General features: G+C 47.4%; 18 protein-coding genes and 2 pseudogenes. 9 read left to right on the plus strand and 11 right to left on the minus strand.

What is annotated here, in order from left to right; all coding sequences use genetic code 11:
- The 7 genes and pseudogenes from KIV40_RS21290 to sctW all read right to left on the minus strand — a co-directional run.
- A pseudogene (locus KIV40_RS21290) lies at positions 1 to 187 on the minus strand (type III secretion system regulator LcrR); the annotation flags it as partial.
- On the minus strand, positions 187 to 2,313 hold the full coding sequence (gene vcrD, locus KIV40_RS21295; protein WP_285351181.1) for a SctV family type III secretion system export apparatus subunit VcrD: 2,127 nt from the start codon (positions 2,311 to 2,313) through the stop codon (positions 187 to 189). The gene vcrD and the pseudogene KIV40_RS21290, both read right to left, overlap by 1 nt.
- The gene (vscY, locus tag KIV40_RS21300; RefSeq protein WP_285351182.1) at positions 2,297 to 2,635 is read right to left on the minus strand and encodes a type III secretion system chaperone VscY; all 339 of its coding nucleotides are present in this window, start codon (positions 2,633 to 2,635) and stop codon (positions 2,297 to 2,299) included. Before vscY ends, vcrD begins: the two co-directional genes overlap by 17 nt.
- A 5-nt stretch (positions 2,636 to 2,640) precedes the next feature.
- Positions 2,641 to 3,018 (minus strand): type III secretion system protein VscX, encoded by a 378-nt coding sequence (gene vscX, locus KIV40_RS21305; protein WP_005426245.1) that lies wholly within the window; start codon positions 3,016 to 3,018, stop codon positions 2,641 to 2,643.
- Positions 3,015 to 3,389, minus strand: coding sequence for a type III secretion chaperone SycN (gene sycN, locus KIV40_RS21310; protein ID WP_005426085.1), 375 nt, complete (start codon positions 3,387 to 3,389; stop codon positions 3,015 to 3,017). Before sycN ends, vscX begins: the two co-directional genes overlap by 4 nt.
- Positions 3,376 to 3,660 (minus strand): TyeA family type III secretion system gatekeeper subunit, encoded by a 285-nt coding sequence (locus KIV40_RS21315; RefSeq protein WP_005426113.1) that lies wholly within the window; start codon positions 3,658 to 3,660, stop codon positions 3,376 to 3,378. The genes sycN and KIV40_RS21315 overlap by 14 nt, the downstream gene beginning before the upstream one ends.
- Positions 3,641 to 4,534 carry a type III secretion system gatekeeper subunit SctW gene (gene sctW / locus KIV40_RS21320; RefSeq protein ID WP_285351184.1) on the minus strand — a complete coding sequence of 298 codons (894 nt, stop codon included), beginning with the start codon at positions 4,532 to 4,534 and terminating at the stop codon, positions 3,641 to 3,643. The genes KIV40_RS21315 and sctW overlap by 20 nt, the downstream gene beginning before the upstream one ends.
- A 186-nt stretch (positions 4,535 to 4,720) precedes the next feature.
- Here sctW and vscN point away from each other — a divergent pair, with 186 nt between their 5' ends.
- From vscN to sctU, 8 genes are read left to right on the plus strand one after another with little or no spacing between them, the layout of a single operon-like run.
- Complete coding sequence (vscN, locus tag KIV40_RS21325) at positions 4,721 to 6,043, plus strand: SctN family type III secretion system ATPase VscN (protein WP_285351185.1); 1,323 nt, start codon at positions 4,721 to 4,723, stop codon at positions 6,041 to 6,043.
- Positions 6,040 to 6,501 carry a YscO family type III secretion system apparatus protein gene (locus tag KIV40_RS21330; RefSeq protein ID WP_012127545.1) on the plus strand — a complete coding sequence of 154 codons (462 nt, stop codon included), beginning with the start codon at positions 6,040 to 6,042 and terminating at the stop codon, positions 6,499 to 6,501. The genes vscN and KIV40_RS21330 overlap by 4 nt, the downstream gene beginning before the upstream one ends.
- Before the next feature lie 9 nt (positions 6,502 to 6,510).
- The gene (locus KIV40_RS21335; RefSeq protein ID WP_285351187.1) at positions 6,511 to 7,818 is read left to right on the plus strand and encodes a type III secretion system needle length determinant; all 1,308 of its coding nucleotides are present in this window, start codon (positions 6,511 to 6,513) and stop codon (positions 7,816 to 7,818) included.
- Entirely contained in the window at positions 7,818 to 8,783 is a 966-nt protein-coding gene (gene sctQ / locus KIV40_RS21340) for a type III secretion system cytoplasmic ring protein SctQ (RefSeq protein WP_005426297.1), read from the plus strand. The genes KIV40_RS21335 and sctQ overlap by 1 nt, the downstream gene beginning before the upstream one ends.
- Positions 8,780 to 9,430: a SctR family type III secretion system export apparatus subunit VscR gene (gene vscR, locus KIV40_RS21345; RefSeq protein ID WP_005426130.1), complete on the plus strand. Its 651-nt coding sequence runs from the start codon at positions 8,780 to 8,782 to the stop codon at positions 9,428 to 9,430. Before sctQ ends, vscR begins: the two co-directional genes overlap by 4 nt.
- A 13-nt stretch (positions 9,431 to 9,443) precedes the next feature.
- Complete coding sequence (gene vscS / locus KIV40_RS21350) at positions 9,444 to 9,710, plus strand: SctS family type III secretion system export apparatus subunit VscS (protein ID WP_005426136.1); 267 nt, start codon at positions 9,444 to 9,446, stop codon at positions 9,708 to 9,710.
- Positions 9,707 to 10,489: a type III secretion system export apparatus subunit SctT gene (sctT, locus tag KIV40_RS21355; RefSeq protein ID WP_285351188.1), complete on the plus strand. Its 783-nt coding sequence runs from the start codon at positions 9,707 to 9,709 to the stop codon at positions 10,487 to 10,489. The genes vscS and sctT overlap by 4 nt, the downstream gene beginning before the upstream one ends.
- Before the next feature lie 18 nt (positions 10,490 to 10,507).
- Positions 10,508 to 11,557, plus strand: coding sequence for a type III secretion system export apparatus subunit SctU (gene sctU / locus KIV40_RS21360; protein WP_285351190.1), 1,050 nt, complete (start codon positions 10,508 to 10,510; stop codon positions 11,555 to 11,557).
- Between the two features lie 117 nt (positions 11,558 to 11,674).
- Here the strand turns inward: sctU and KIV40_RS21365 are convergent, their stop codons facing one another.
- Positions 11,675 to 12,592: a LysR family transcriptional regulator gene (locus tag KIV40_RS21365; protein ID WP_285351191.1), complete on the minus strand. Its 918-nt coding sequence runs from the start codon at positions 12,590 to 12,592 to the stop codon at positions 11,675 to 11,677.
- Between the two features lie 110 nt (positions 12,593 to 12,702).
- Here KIV40_RS21365 and KIV40_RS21370 point away from each other — a divergent pair, with 110 nt between their 5' ends.
- Complete coding sequence (locus KIV40_RS21370) at positions 12,703 to 13,629, plus strand: alpha/beta hydrolase (protein ID WP_050906469.1); 927 nt, start codon at positions 12,703 to 12,705, stop codon at positions 13,627 to 13,629.
- Between the two features lie 140 nt (positions 13,630 to 13,769).
- On the opposite strand, the gene KIV40_RS21375 is transcribed toward KIV40_RS21370, so the two are convergent.
- From KIV40_RS21375 to KIV40_RS21385, 3 genes and pseudogenes are all read right to left on the minus strand, one after another.
- On the minus strand, positions 13,770 to 15,248 hold the full coding sequence (locus KIV40_RS21375) for a CesT family type III secretion system chaperone (RefSeq protein ID WP_285351193.1): 1,479 nt from the start codon (positions 15,246 to 15,248) through the stop codon (positions 13,770 to 13,772).
- A gap of 11 nt (positions 15,249 to 15,259) precedes the next feature.
- Complete coding sequence (locus tag KIV40_RS21380; RefSeq protein ID WP_285351194.1) at positions 15,260 to 15,487, minus strand: CesT family type III secretion system chaperone; 228 nt, start codon at positions 15,485 to 15,487, stop codon at positions 15,260 to 15,262.
- A 6-nt stretch (positions 15,488 to 15,493) separates the two neighbouring features.
- Positions 15,494 to 15,676: pseudogene (locus KIV40_RS21385) on the minus strand (transposase); the annotation flags it as partial.

Raw genomic sequence — 15,676 nt, forward strand, 5'->3', positions numbered from 1 at the left:
AATTACGCAACAAAGCCCTGATTCTTCGCAGTAATACGATGATGATTTCGCCCTCTTCAACACGGAAGACCAGCTCCATCCCATCACATTCATAACGATGACCAAGTAAGATGGTACTTTTCTGCCAAAAGTAGGGCGTCACTTCGATGCCTGACGCCACTAGAGACTCAGTGAGAAGGCATTCCATCACATACCTACCCTGCCAAGCGGTTGAATATTGATTTGTTGCGTCAGCTCTTGGAACGACAACACCGGCAACTCGTAGTATTCAGATTCAATCAGTTTGCGTACGTAACGGCGCACGTCCATCGACACCACCAGCACAGGCTTATTTGGCATGCGGCTTAAATCACCGATAGTTTGCTTAACGTCGCTGACGAATTGCTGAGTGACAGAAGGGTCAAGCGCCAAGTAACTGCCCGCAGAAGTCTGACGAATGCCGTTACGGATCGTATCTTCCAAACTCTGATCCAACAGATAGGCTGGCAGCATGTTTTGGCCGCTGGCGTACTTGTAACAGATATAGCGTTTCAAGCTTGAACGGATATATTCCGTCAGCTGTACTACGTCTTTCTCTTTCTGACCCCACTCAACCATGGCTTCTAAGATCATACGTAAATTACGAATAGAAATGTCTTCAGAAACCAAACGCTGCAGGATTTCCGTCATCTTTTGCAAAGGCACAATACGCTGCGCTTCTTTTACTAGCTCGGAATAGCTGCTTTCCATTTGCTCAAGCAGATAGCGGGTCTCTTGAATACCGATAAAGTCTTGCGCGTACTCTTTCAAAACGTGAGACAGGTGATAAGTCAGAATGCGATCGGGGGTTAAAAAGCCCACGTGACTGTTTTGCAGTTTTTCGTGATGACTTTGATCGACCCAAATGCTCGTAATGCCCGGCAGAAAGTCGTCGTCTTTTTCGTAAGGTACGCCCAGTAAATCAATCTGTTCATTACCTTCGGTCACCAACAGTTTTTCGCTTTCAATTCGTCCGCGAGCTACTGGCACTTCTTGCAATTGAATCAAGTACTCGCCGTTACTCATTCCTTCGTTGAAGCGTAAGTGAATACCGGGGAACGGCACACCGAGATCGAGGTAAAGCGCGCGTCTGACTCGTGCAAGCTCATCGTTCAGAGCCACGGCTTCTAAACTCTCTTGTAAACGAGAATCCAAGTCGATGAGCAGCGGTACTGTCATCGCAAACTCTTCTTGCTCACCCAGCTTGCCTTTGCTGTTGCGAGATGGCGTCGGTTTATTAGGCTTAGCCGCTGGCGAACCAGCACCTTGGGCGACGAAGCTAGGCAAGTCAGAACTGTCGGATTCACTTTGTTTTTTCTGTTGGTAGAACAAGAAGAAGCCACCACCGCCAACAATCGCGGCAAGAATCAGGAAGGTAACCTTCGGGAAGCCCGGAATAAGAGCAAACAAGATAAGCAGAACGCCACCAACCAACAAAGCTCTTGGCTGAGCAGTCACCTGACCACCAATATCTGAGCCTAAGTCAGAAGAGTCCTCGTTTGAAACACGGGTAACGATGATGCCGGCCGTGATAGCGATAAACAGTGCCGGGATCTGCGACACCAGACCATCACCGACGGTCAGGATTGCGAACAACTCAAGAGCCTCAGAGGCAGACATGCCCTTTTGAGTCACACCGATGGTGACACCACCGAGAATGTTTACCACGATGATAATCAGGCCCGCGATTGAGTCCCCTTTCACGAACTTCATCGCACCGTCCATCGAGCCATACATTTGACTTTCTTTTTCGATCAATGAACGGCGATGACGCGCCTCATGAACATCAATAACCCCAGCGCGCATATCGCCGTCGATACTCATCTGCTTACCCGGCATCGCATCAAGAGAGAATCGAGCACTGACTTCCGCAACCCTTTCAGAACCTTTGGTGATCACCATAAATTGAACAATGGTGATGATCAGGAAAACAACAATACCGACCACCAAGTTACCGCCGACCACGAAGTTACCAAAGGTGTATACGATCTGACCTGCATCGCCTTGCAGCAGGATTAGTCGCGTTGTCGTAATAGAAAGCGACAAGCGAAACAAAGTAGTGATCAAAAGCACGGCTGGGAATGCAGAAAATTCTAGCGGTGTGGTGATGTAGATCGCCAACATCAATAAGACGACCGCAATACTCATGTTGGTACCGATCAAAACATCCACTAGTGCCGTAGGTAGAGGCAAGATCATCATAAAGACGATCGCAAGTAGCATCACGGCAAGCATGATGTCTTTACGCTGTCCGGCTTTGTTTAGAATATCGATCAACTTATTCATTTGATTCACTATTTAGAGATTGTAGATAACGTCGATGTGCGTGGCGGGCACCTTCAACATCCTGTTGTTTCCAGCGAGCTTGGCTCAGGCAAAACCACAAACCCGCTTTATTTGAATGTTCGGTTTTCAATAAGCTTTCGCACAACTCGATTGAACGTGTGTATCGACCTGAATTCAGGCATGCCACTGCTAATGTTTGGCGAGCTTCTTGATGCTGAGGTTCGACTTCCAACAGTGCATCAAGCAAGGTAATCGCTTGTTCCGGCTTTTGATATTGAACTTGGAGTGCAGCGTGGATAAGCAACAGCTCCACGTCTTTCGTTTGCAACATGGGGCTTAAACCTGAATCAGTAGATTCAACGCCATGGTGAGATAACGTTGATCTAATTGGGTACTTTGCAGTGTTTCCAGTGCCTGATTGAGCGCATGCGAACCATTTTTCTGCGCCAATTCCTGAAGCCGCTGCTGAGTGGTATCAAACTGTTGACGGTATTTGTCTGGGCGAAGTAGCTCCGAATGCGTCAACTTTGGCTTGGCCAGTGACATCAAGTACTGCTCAGAGGGACGAAGCTCGTACAGCTTCTCTAGGTGCGTCGCGATGGCTTGACCATCAGGCAACAGCTGAAAACGCTGTGGGAAGTCGTTTTCAACTTGCTCAAGCGAAACGTGAGTAAAGCCTTCAATACCAACGTTTAACGTACTAATACGACTCATGAATCCGCCACATCTTTATGTAAACGAACCAGTAGAGCGAACGCTTGCTCGATGGTTGGCAAGGTCACTTCATCCCCTTCAATTTGTGCAGAGAAGACCAGTGTCTGTTCATCCAGTAACCCGGTCTTAATAAGGAATGGCCAACCTTGACCTGCATGGCAAAAACTCAACGCCTTTTTAATCGGCTCATTCGACTGGTGCCAAGGCAGCGGTTTCGCCAGCATAAGAAACAGGCAGTCCTGATGCTTCTCGATATGCAGAGTGCCGCTTTGTTCAAAGCTCAGTTGAACGCGTCCTGCGGACGAGAAGTCCACCGCTTCAAGCCCCATTCCTCGGCAAAAATCATCCACTGACGCATCAATCCAGTTCATCGTCCCACATTTCCTCTTCTTCTAAATCAATCGCTTCATCAAGCGCTTTTTGCACAGCTTGTATTAGGTTTTGTCGCTGTTCTTCATCGTTAAATACATCAATTGGAATATGGCGAATCAGTTTGTGCAGTTCCCTAAAAAAGCTGATTTTTCGCTCCGTGGACGCCAACTCCATGGCGTTCACTAGGTTCCATATCTCGGCACTTCCCACCCAACGCTGCTCAACCAAAGCGATGACGTCTGACATCAAATCAGTAACTTGATAAGCCATAGTTTGCCTGCTGAGGTTTGAACATCTGGTAGAGGTTACTAACTTGGTCTTGAAGCGTATTCAACGTCTTAAGTTTTTGCATATCGGACATCAGAAGCTGAAGCTTAACGGAGTCAATATTGCTACCTTGAACACTCAAATCTGCGCTCATGCCCTGCAGCATAAAATCGACCGCCGTGGAGACCTCTTTTGCACCAAAACGCTCAACCACATCCTTGTATGCTGAGCCTAAACCTTGGTAGCTATGTACCGTGTCGCGATAGAAACCACGCAATTGGTGCAAACTGCTAAAGCCTTGCTCTTGGCTGTATTCATCCGCGAAGCTTGAAACACGAATTTCAGTATCAATCTGAGCCCAAGAGTCCGGATTCTGCTCAAAGGTCAGAATGGCTTGGTCTATCAGCGCCAATAAGTTCTTACTTTCAGGGTTGGCGCCGAGGAACTTTTTCACGGCTTGCAGCGCGAGGTACTGATGGCTCTTCTCTTCAGAGAATCCGTTGAGGTACGCCTGTAACTGAGCAATCGTTGATAAGTTGCCGCTTGCCATTTTGGTAGCGAGGTCTTTGATCTTTTGGTTTTTCTCAAGATCGGGCACTTTTCTTAGGTAATCAGAAACCAGCTCATGCGCTTCATTCACGCGGATGCTGCCATCTTTCACTTTGCGTTTCGTGAGATCTTTTTCTGCTTTTTCTGAACCTAACGCCGTCAGCTCTTCCATCGCATCAAACAATGACTGAGTTGCATTGTGTACGCGGACAGTTTCACCTCGATAATTACCATTGACCGAGGCTCCCGTGCGGGAAGACTCAAGGTTACTTCGAATTGGCGCGTCAAATTTGTTGCCCGTTAAAATTTGGATATTGATAGTGCTCATTGATTTGCACTCCTTCCTACAATATGAGCGAATTATAGGAATTGCATTTTTAATCGGCTGTCAAAATCAGACGTGTTTTTTTAGGGCGTTTTAAGTTTTCTAAAAACTCCCGACCAATAGTCACTATAAATACGGCGCCATCCTTTCTATTCTCCCAGCATCAGTTATTGCGCATGTTTTCTTAAATTGAACGACTTCTCATACATCACCGAAACTCAACAATCGGCCATCAAGCAAACGCGTTTGATCCAAATCCGCGGTCGCGTGACTCAAGTGACTGGCACCATCATCAAAGCAGTTGTGCCTGGTGTTCGTGTCGGCGAGCTTTGTGAGCTACGAAATCCCGATCAAACCTTGTCGCTGCTTGCGGAAGTGGTGGGTTTTCAGCAACACCATGCGTTGCTTACCCCACTTGGCAACATGTTTGGTATTTCCTCCAATACCGAAGTGAGCCCGCTCGGAAAAATGCACGAAGTCGGCGTTGGCGATCATCTGTTAGGGAAAATTCTCGATGGCCTGGGCCGCCCATTCGATGGTTCTCAAAGCACTGAACCGAGCGCTTGGTATCCGGTTTATCGTGATGCGCCGCCACCAATGCAGAGAAAACTGATTGAAAAGCCGATTTCGATGGGCGTGCGTTCCATCGACGGATTGCTCACCTGTGGTGAAGGACAAAGGATGGGCATTTTTGCTGCGGCTGGCGGAGGTAAAAGTACCCTGCTCGCCAAGCTCATTCGCTCTGCCGATGTCGATGTAACCGTGCTTGCCCTCATCGGTGAAAGGGGCCGTGAAGTAAGAGAATTTATCGAGCACGACCTTGGTGAAGAAGGCATGGCAAGGTCAGTATTGGTTGTCGCAACCTCAGACCGGCCTGCAATGGAACGAGCCAAAGCGGCGTTTGTCGCGACTTCCATCGCGGAGTACTTCCGCGACCAAGGTAAGCGTGTCCTGCTACTGGTGGATTCGGTGACGCGTTTTGCCCGAGCTCAGCGTGAAATCGGCTTGGCAGCTGGCGAGCCACCAACACGACGAGGCTATCCGCCTTCAGTTTTTGCCGCACTACCAAAACTGATGGAGCGTGCAGGTCAATCAGACAAAGGCTCCATCACCTCGCTGTATACCGTACTTGTGGAAGGTGACGATATGACTGAGCCAGTGGCCGATGAGACCCGTTCGATACTCGATGGTCACATCATTCTTTCTCGCAAACTGGCAGCGATGAACCACTATCCAGCCATTGATGTGCTTCGTTCAGCCAGTCGTGTGATGAATCAAATCGTCGATAAAACTCATCAAGCGTCCGCTGCTCACATGCGTGAAATGCTGGCCAAATATGAAGAAGTCGAACTGCTGATAAAAATTGGTGAGTACCAACACGGTGCCGACAGTCGCGCGGATATGGCCATCGCACAGGGAGATGATATCCGAGCGTTCTTGCGCCAAGGCACGCACGAGCCAAGTGAACTCGAAGAGACCGTCACACAGCTGCGTGGGCTTGCAGGCTTATGATCGAGCAATTGCTAGAGATAAAAAAAATTCGTGCCGACCGTGCCGATCGCGCGGTTCAGCAACAAGAGTATCGAGTCAATAACGCACGAGCCTCACTCCGAAAGGCGGAACAGTCTGTCGTTGATTATCGTCAATGGCGCGAAGAGGAAGAAGAACGGCGCTTTGCAAAAGCCAAACAGAAAACCGTCGTTCTAAAAGAACTTGAAATATTGCGGCAAGAAATCGCGCTGTTAAGGGAAAGAGAGGCCGATTTAAAACAACGAGCCGCAGAAGAAAAAAAGGCATTAGAACAAGAGAACCAGCGACTCAAGGAAAGAAAGCAAGAAGCTCTGGCCGCCCATAAAACCAAAGAAAAATTCATTCAATTAAACGAACAAGAAATCGCTGAGCACGCACGCCAAGTGCAGTATCAAGAAGAGCTCGAACAAGAAGAGTTCCGCAGCGTTGTTGTTTCATAGAAGGTAAAGATGCGAGTCAAAAACGATCATCCAAACACAACTGAACGTCCGCAACAGGTTCAACAGAGGCCGGTCAACCAAGTCTCAGAAGAGCTTGAATCTCGCTTTAATAATGCGCTTAAGCCAACGCAAGCAGAAAGCGAACATGAGTCAGAGACCTCTCGCTTATTCGCTGCTGTATTGAATGCAGACAAGCTCGATGGCATGAAGCACAAAGGCAAGGTCAGCAGTGCTATTCCTGAGGCGGGAAAAGAGCAGATCGAAGGTGGCCAAGAGCACCCAGAAAAGCCAAGTCACGATCTCTCAGAAAGAGAGACCCTGCAGGTATTGGACAACAAAGATAAAAACGAAGAGAGCCATAGCGAGACTTCAGAGCGCCCTGCGAAAGAGCCACATTCAGATACCGCTAAACCTGTAAAGCCACACTCTCTAATCGAGCAGTCGGTAGGAAGTAAAGAAACGGATAAATCACAGCCGTTGGGCTCTAACTCTGCGGCAGAAAAAGACTCGAACAATAAGCAAGTCAGCTCGGTACCATTAGATAATGGGTCGTCTCGTGATCCTAAAATACCGATGACCAGCTTGCCTAACGCTCTAAAGGATCAGGTATTACCGATTCAGACTGACCAAGCCAATCTGCGTAACAAAACTAATCTCCGGAACAAAACTGAGCCATCAACCGTGCAGAGTGTGCTGCAAGGCCAACTGCATAAGTTAGATGCCGCAGCTCATAAACTCGACCCTGCGGCAAAAGACGCTGCTGCTATTGTGGACTCGAAAATTGTCGACTCGAAAGCCGCATTGTCCGCGCTTGAAGAGAAGGTTAAAGCAGTGAAGCACATCGAACCGCGTCATCCGAGTTCAGAGTCGGACGCTAAGCTTCACCCGATGGCTAACCTAAGCCAATCAACAGCGCAAGGCGACATCATCCTGAAAAACGTAGAGACACACGCGCCCCAGAACAGAGCTCAAGACGTAAACGAATTGATTAATAAGTTAGTCGACAAGATCTACGTGTCTCTTCCTTCAGCAAACGAGAAAGAAGTTCGCCTGCTTCTGAATGAAGGCCAATTAAAAGGTGGCGAGATCTCCATCAAGCAAGACAGTTCTGGCTATAGCGTGCTGATTAAGCAAGAGCACGCTCTTTCGCTGATCAACCAAACGGCTAAGCAAGAGTTGACCGAGCGTCTGCAACGTTTAGGCATCGACCAACCGATTCGGATCGCAGTCAGCGAACAGATGAATCAACAACAAGACCAACAACGCTCGCGACAACAACGCAGCATTTACGATGAATGGAAGCCTGAGGACGAATGATGATATTAGATTTCCCAAAGGTCGAGCCTTCAAGCATCGCGCTCAGTAATCAACTGTGCGCAAAACAGTGTCACTTTCAAGATAGTCAGAGCAATAGCTTATCGGTCACGCTTGGCCAAAAGCCGGAGTTTTCTGGTTATCGTTTAACGCTACTCATCGGTGGACAAACCATTCAAATCGATTTCAGCGGTGCGCAATTACAACAATGGTTGCATGGCATTCTTGACTCGACGGCATTTGAATCACTGCCAAACTCTTTGCAATTGGCGTTGCTCAGTAGCCAAATTGAGCCCTACACCGACATGATTAAGCGCTTATTTGGACAACTTCCGGTATTGAGCAAGCTGCAAGTTCATGAGCAACCCGCATCAGAAGAAAACGTGTTGATGCTCACCATCAATCGTGATGATGTTTCTCTTAGCCTGTGGGTCCATGAAGGTCGGGATGTGTTGATTGACACTCTGCCACAAGCGCCCTCTTACCTGAGCCAAAACATCGCACTGCCCTTCTGGTTGAGCTTTGGCAAAACACGTTTGGCGCTCAGTCAATTTGAACAACTTGAACTGGGCGATGTGGTGTTTTTCGACGATTGCTACATCGCGCAACACCAAGTGCTGCTTCAGGTCTCCAATCACAACCTTTGGCGATGCCAACTCGACAATACGACACTCCATATCCAAGAAAAAGAAACCAATATGAACGATATCAACAGCTCTGAAGCACTGACCGACCACCAGCAATTGCCAATTGAACTGACTTTCGATGTTGGTCAGCAAACCATTACTTTAGAACAGCTTAACGCGCTGCAACCGGGTTTCACCTTTGAGCTTAACCAGCCAATTTCTAACCCAGTCACCATGCGAGCAAACGGCAAAATCATTGGTGAATGCGAACTAGTGAACATTAATGAACGCTTGGGTGTCCGCGTTCTCGAACTGTTTGGCGGCAGTCAGGAGCCAGCATGATCCAGTTACCTGATGAACTGAACCTCATCGTTACACTCGCCCTTCTTGCTTTGATTCCTTTCATTGCAATGATGGCGACCTCCTTTGTTAAACTGGCCGTGGTTTTCTCTCTGCTAAGAAACGCATTAGGTGTACAGCAGATTCCACCCAATATGGCCTTGTACGGATTGGCGATCATTCTGTCGATCTTCATCATGGCGCCAGTGGGGTTTGAAACCTATGACTACGTGACCCAGCACGAAATCTCACTTGAAGATTCGGAGAGCATCGAAGGTTTAATCGAGAGCGGATTGCAGCCGTACCGTGAGTTCTTGAAAAAGCACATCCGTGAAACTGAATCGGTCTTTTTTACCGATGCAGCAAGAACCTTGTGGCCACAAAAGTACGTCGACCGTTTGGAGTCAGACAGCTTATTGTTGTTGCTCCCCGCCTTTACCGTGAGTGAGCTAACGAGAGCGTTTGAGATTGGCTTCCTGTTGTACCTGCCATTCATCGCTATCGATCTGATCGTATCCAACATCTTGCTGGCCATGGGCATGATGATGGTCTCGCCAATGACCATCTCACTGCCATTCAAACTGCTGCTCTTTGTGTTGCTAGACGGTTGGACCAAGTTGACCCATGGCCTAGTGCTCAGTTACGGATAATGAGGAGAGAAGCATGAATCCGGCTGAAATCATCCACTTTACCACTCAGGCTCTAACGCTTGTTCTGTTCTTGTCGCTGCCGCCGATTTTGGTTGCGGCACTGGTCGGTACCTTGGTCTCTCTCGTCCAAGCGCTAACACAAGTACAAGAACAGACGTTAGGCTTTGTCGTCAAACTGATCGCCGTCATCATAACCCTATTTGTTACCACACAATGGCTGGGTGCCGAACTGCATTCATTTGCTACCTTGACCTTGGATAAAATCCCGCAAATACGATGAGTTACGATGATTTGCACCAAGCCCTGTTCCTATACAGCTTGACGCTCCCTAGGTTAATGGCTTGCTTTATATTTTTGCCGATCTTAAACAAACAAACGCTGGGTGGCACCTTGGTAAGAAATGGTGTTTTGTGTTCGCTTGCGCTGTTTATCTTCCCAATGATCAACCAACAAGACCTGCCCGCAGAAACGGACGGGATTTGGTTGATGGTCATCTTAGGCAAAGAGGTACTATTGGGTATGCTGATTGGCTTTGTTGCAGCAATCCCTTTTTGGGCTATTGAGGCGGCAGGGTTTCTAGTAGATAACCAACGTGGTGCTGCGATGGCAAGTATGTTTAACCCCACTCTCGGCTCTCAGTCAACGCCAACGGCTGTGCTATTGACTCAAACCCTGATCACCTTGTTTTTTTCCGGTGGTGGCTTTGTCGCTTTTATTTATGCGCTGTTTAACAGCTATTCGTCGTGGCCTGTGATTAGTTTTTTCCCAACCGTCACTGAGGAATGGGTGCGCTTTTTCTACGCTCAGTTCGAGCAACTTATGTGGCTTGGCGTTTTGATGTCTGCGCCTTTGGTTTTAGCCATGTTCCTTGCCGAGTTTGGACTCGCGCTGATTAGCCGATTCGCCCCACAGCTGAACGTTTTCTCTTTAGCCATGCCGATCAAAAGTGCCATTGCCAGCGTGCTATTGATTGTTTATTTGGCATTGATGATGGACCACTTTCAAGCCCTTTTCTCTGACATCGTACTGTTCAGAGAACAGCTCGATACCATTTGGTAATAACAGACAGGAAGAGCAATGAGCGGAGAAAAAACAGAACTCCCCACCCCGAAAAAACTTCGGGATGCCCGGCAAAAAGGGCAAGTCGCTAAAAGTCAGGAAGTCGTCTCATCGGCCTTAATCCTAGCCCTAATTGCCGTCCTATTTGCTTTTGCTGACTACTATATGTCGCACATCTCTGCCCTACTTTTATTGCCGAGTGAGTTGGCTTATCAAGGGTTTCAGGATGCGTTGCTTGACGTAGCCATCGCCATCGCCAAAGAAATGGTTTACTTGCTGGCACCGATCCTGATCGTGGCGGCATTGATCGCCATCATGTCGAACATGGGGCAATTCGGCTTGCTGTTTAGTGGTGAATCCGTCAAACCAGATATCAAAAAGATCAACCCTGTCGAAGGGGCAAAACGAATTTTCTCGCTAAAGAGCATCATTGAGTTTATTAAATCGATTCTTAAAGTGTCGCTCCTTTCCTGCATTATTTGGGTCACTCTGCGGGGCAACTTAAACACGCTACTGCAAATCCCGACATGCGGATTAGAGTATGTACCGACCATCACCGGCGTATTGGTGAAACAACTCATGATCATCTCTTCCGTCGGCTTTATTGTGATTGCAGCTGCCGATTACGCATATCAAAAATTCGACCACACCAAGCAGCTGAAGATGACTAAAGACGAGGTCAAACGCGAATATAAAGAGATGGAAGGCAGCCCGGAAATCAAGAGTAAGCGTCGTCAGTTGCACCAAGAGCTGCAAGCTTCGAACCAAAGAGATAACGTTAAACGTTCGAATGTGTTGGTCACGAACCCAACCCACATCGCGATTGGTTTGTACTACAAAAAGGGCGAAACACCGCTGCCTGTGATAACCCTCAAAGAAACCGATGCGATGGCAAAACGTATGATCGCGATAGCCCACGAAGAAGGCATCCCTGTGATGCAAAAAGTACCACTCGCACGTGCTCTTTATGCCGATGGTCAGTTAAACCAGTACATTCCAGGCGATCTTATTGAAGCCACCGCTGAGATCCTGCGTTGGGTTGCGTCTCTTGAGCAGTCTGAGGAATAGCGAGTATAACTCGCTCACAATCATGTGCGTCATACTCATAGAGCACACAGTACAAAAAAGAACCGTGTGCTAACAAAGTAGAATGGAACCGAAAGACCTAAGTGATTCAGGGAACGATTAGGCACCTCCTGAAGAGTTAAGATTTCGAAGCTGTCGTTCAATGAAATCGGTACACATTTTTACATTAAGCGGAGGCGTTTTGGCGTAATTATGCACGGCATAAATAGGAATCTTGGGAAGCGCATACCCAGGGAAAATGTTCTCTAATTCTCCTTTGCGTCTGAGACTTTCGAACATAAATTCAGGAATTAATGCTATACCAGCTCCCGCTTTGACCATAGAAATCACCGAATGGACCGAATCATTAAAGCGATTCGCTTCCAGCGACACTTCTATTCGCTCACCACTGGACGAGTGTTCTAAAGTATATCGAATAGATTTCCCCTCCCAGATATTCGCTACATAATCGCAGGCGAGCAACTGAGACGGATCCTTGATAAGTTTCGCGATGCTGAGATCATGATTCAGAATATATGAAGGACTTGCACAAAGCACTTTCTTCAAACTACCTATCCTTCTTTGTCTGTACTCACTTGATGGTAGCTCACCGACATGAATCGCAAGATCAGCGGCCGTTTCAAATAAGTCCACGCTGCCGTCATTGGCTAGAATCGTAGGAACCAATTCAGAGTAGATACTGACTAAATGCCCCACTGCCGGTGATATCACTGGCTCGATCAACGCGTGAGGTGAACTAATCTTAACCATTCCTTTTGGCTCAACTTGGCTGATCCTTGCCATATCCCATGCCTCATCAACAAGCTCGCTAATCTTTTTACACCGCTCAAAAAACTCTATTCCCATAGGCGTAAGTAATTGTTGGCGAGTAGAACGTTTGAGTAACAAAACACCTAACGCCTCCTCCAAAGCTCTCAAATGTTGACTAACAACGGATTTACCCACCCCTAATTCGCGTGCAGCCGCAGTAATAGATCCCGTCTCCACAACTCTCGTGAAGATGATCATATGACGCATATACTTGTTCATAGTTTATATAAATTAAACAGTCCGTACCAAATTGCCCATCTTTTTCACTCCAATAAAATCATTAATAATGTCCTAAAGCAACCAAAGAGGACGAAATAGTGAACAAAACAAGAATAAGCTCAATTGCACAATACTTCTCACGAGAGATAGCAGATGAACAATACAATCCGACGTTATGGACCAATAGATTACCCACGGATGATTTGTTACCGAAACACATAGAATTTACCAGCCAACAAAGTGAGCGTTATCGAACAAACCTGGAAACAGGGCTTACCGAAATGGCATATGGAGAAGGCGAGTTTTCTGGAAAAATAGATATCTATAAGCCAAAGGGGATTGCCAAAGATGCGCCTATGGTTATCTACATTCATGGCGGGTGGTGGCAATGGTTTTCAAAAGAACAATTTGGGTTTATCGCGAAGCCTTTCAATCAAAATGGCTTTACGGTTTACATGCCAAGTTACCGAATGGCTCAAGACTGGACAAACGGTGCGCCAATGGAGTCCATCCTTAAACAGATGCAGCTTGCCGTTAAAGAAATCTTATCACTCGCAGTCGAAAATAATTCTCCCGCAGTCTACCTCGTAGGCCACTCGGCTGGCGGCCAACTTGTATCCATGCTCCATAAAACAGATTGGGAACAATTTGGAGTAGAAGCAGAAGGCAAACAGAAACTCAAAGATGTTTTTTCAATCGCTGGCCTTTTTGATATTCGACCACTTGTGAACAGCTTCGTGAACGATAACATTCAGATGACCAATGAATCATCGGAGAAGGTGAGTCCACTGCTTAATGATTTTCCTTCAGAAGAGAAACTGGCGCCGTTGCACTTGATTGTTCCAGAGCTGGACACGCCTGAGTTCTTCCGACAAACAAAGGAATACCACGCCAACGTGCTTGATGCTAAGCAAGAGTGTTGCATTTACCTCGCTCGAAAAAGAGACCACCTTGATGTAATCGAGAACCTCATTAACGACAACGATGACGTACTCAACTATATGCTTGAGAATATGAAAAACTAAAGGTTGGTACTTTAATAAACCTCTAAGAATTGGTTTACGCATACCAACTTAGCTTTAATGGGAGCATTAGAGAAAATGCTCCCTTTTGCTTTTCTTCTTAATTAGGATTTCACCGCGAGCTTTCTTTTAAACTCAACGGATTAAATCCAACCTTCTGCTAAGTACATCAATCTTAACTGGCTTGGTGAGCCTAGCCTCTCTAACGCTGACAGTTGCCCTTCACTCAGGTTCGGGCTTTTATCTAAGTACACGCGTCCGTTCGCTGCATCAAGAGGTAGTTTGTAGGTCAAGGTCTTATTGATGTCCTGTGCCTTGCCTTGGTCAATCGCTCTGACAGCTGGCATTAACCAGCTCCAATCTTCACTCAGCAGTTTTTTAAATGCCCCATTCGCCTCTGATTCCATTTTGCTCGGCGCATGTTCAGCACTTAATTTAAGCATGGAGTCCACATCAGGCACCAAGTGTTCACTGGCATCTGAGCCCAGCATCTTCTTAAGAGTCAAACGCGCTGTTTCCATTTCCTGTGCTTCTTTCGGCGCCTGAGGAGACGTCATCGACTTGTCCTCTTTTGGGCCTAAATACGCCATCAAAGCACGAACTGACGCGGCATCTTGCATACTAAAGGTAAAGTCTCCTTTGCTGTTAGACACTTCAATGCGCGGCAGTACACCAGACATAGGATCTTGGCGAAGCACCTCTTGAGCTTCGTTATTGAAACCATATGAGCCCGCTTGACCTGCCACAAAACCAGATCCACTGATTAAGCCAGATGCCGCAGCACTGCCTATTGCTTCTTTTGCAAGAGGGAGCACACCCGCCGTTCCCACAGAGTTAACTCCAAAAGCACCAAGACTGCCTGTCGCCATCCCTAATGTTGCTGTAACAGCGCCTTCAGTCGACAAGGTGGCGTGCCCATGAGCTAAGGTTTGTTGCATCGGCAAAGCAAGTCTCTGATCACGACCGGGCAGTTGCGCAATTAGAACCAATTGATGATGGTAAGCCTCCGCATCGCCATTTACCGCTGCTTTGTGCAACTCGCGACCTGTCGCCACCAGCAATCCAACGCCCGGCAAGGCAAGGTTAATCGCCGCATTCACACCAGTGCCTTTGAGCTTCTCTTTTGCCATCTCAAGCAGTTCTGCACCAAAACCATCCATTTTCCCTGGATGTTGTTTTTCGAGGCTCACCTGTAAGCGCGGATCGTGACTGATTGAATCAAACGTACCTTTGAGGTTTTCATAAGCGCTACCGTCAATCTTAACCTCTTCTAACAAGTTCACTACTTCAAGGATCTTTCGTTCCGTTAGCGGTTCACCTCGGTACCCTGAAGGGCTGACAAGGGAGAAAGCTAACAATGCTGTCTGAGGCTTTTCTTCTTTCAGCATTGCCTGTTTTAAATCAAGATGAGTCTTAATATTTTCTTGAAAGTACTTTGGGTATTTTGAACGCAGCAAATGTTCACTCACTGCCGTAAACTTTTGCCCTTTATGGAAGGTCGACGGCTCTTTTACCTTGCCACGCTTACTGATCACTCGGTCATCTTTTTGCGCCGCCACAGAGCGAAATTGGTCTAAACTAGGGACCGGGCTTTGGCTGATTTTATTGGTTGAATTTACCATGGCTGAACTCCTTAGACTCGAAGCGTCGATACGTGAGGGGGTTGTGTGCTGAGTAGTGGGTTGATGTCTTGGTCTAGCATTGCAAATCGAGCCTGCCAGAGCTGAGCTTGCTCATTGAGCACATGGAACCAAGTTGACAAACTCGCGGCATCTAAGTGCTCTATTGGCTTCCTGCCCGCAAGAACAAGCTGTCTGCCATTTGGAGCCAGTGACAAGGTTAGGCCCTGAGGGATCCCCACATCTTTTCACCGGAACTCTGCCGCACTTATCGCTTTGAGGCCTCCTACGGCTAAGGCCAGATCCTTCACGCTAAATGAGTAAGCTTCTCTTCCTATCAACTCTTTACCGAGAAAAAAGTAGGAAAGTACCCGGCGTGTTCGAATGGTATTTGCTTGAAAATCCTTGTAGTAACCTTTGAGATAAGCGAC

This window comes from Vibrio sp. D173a (assembly GCF_030248475.1).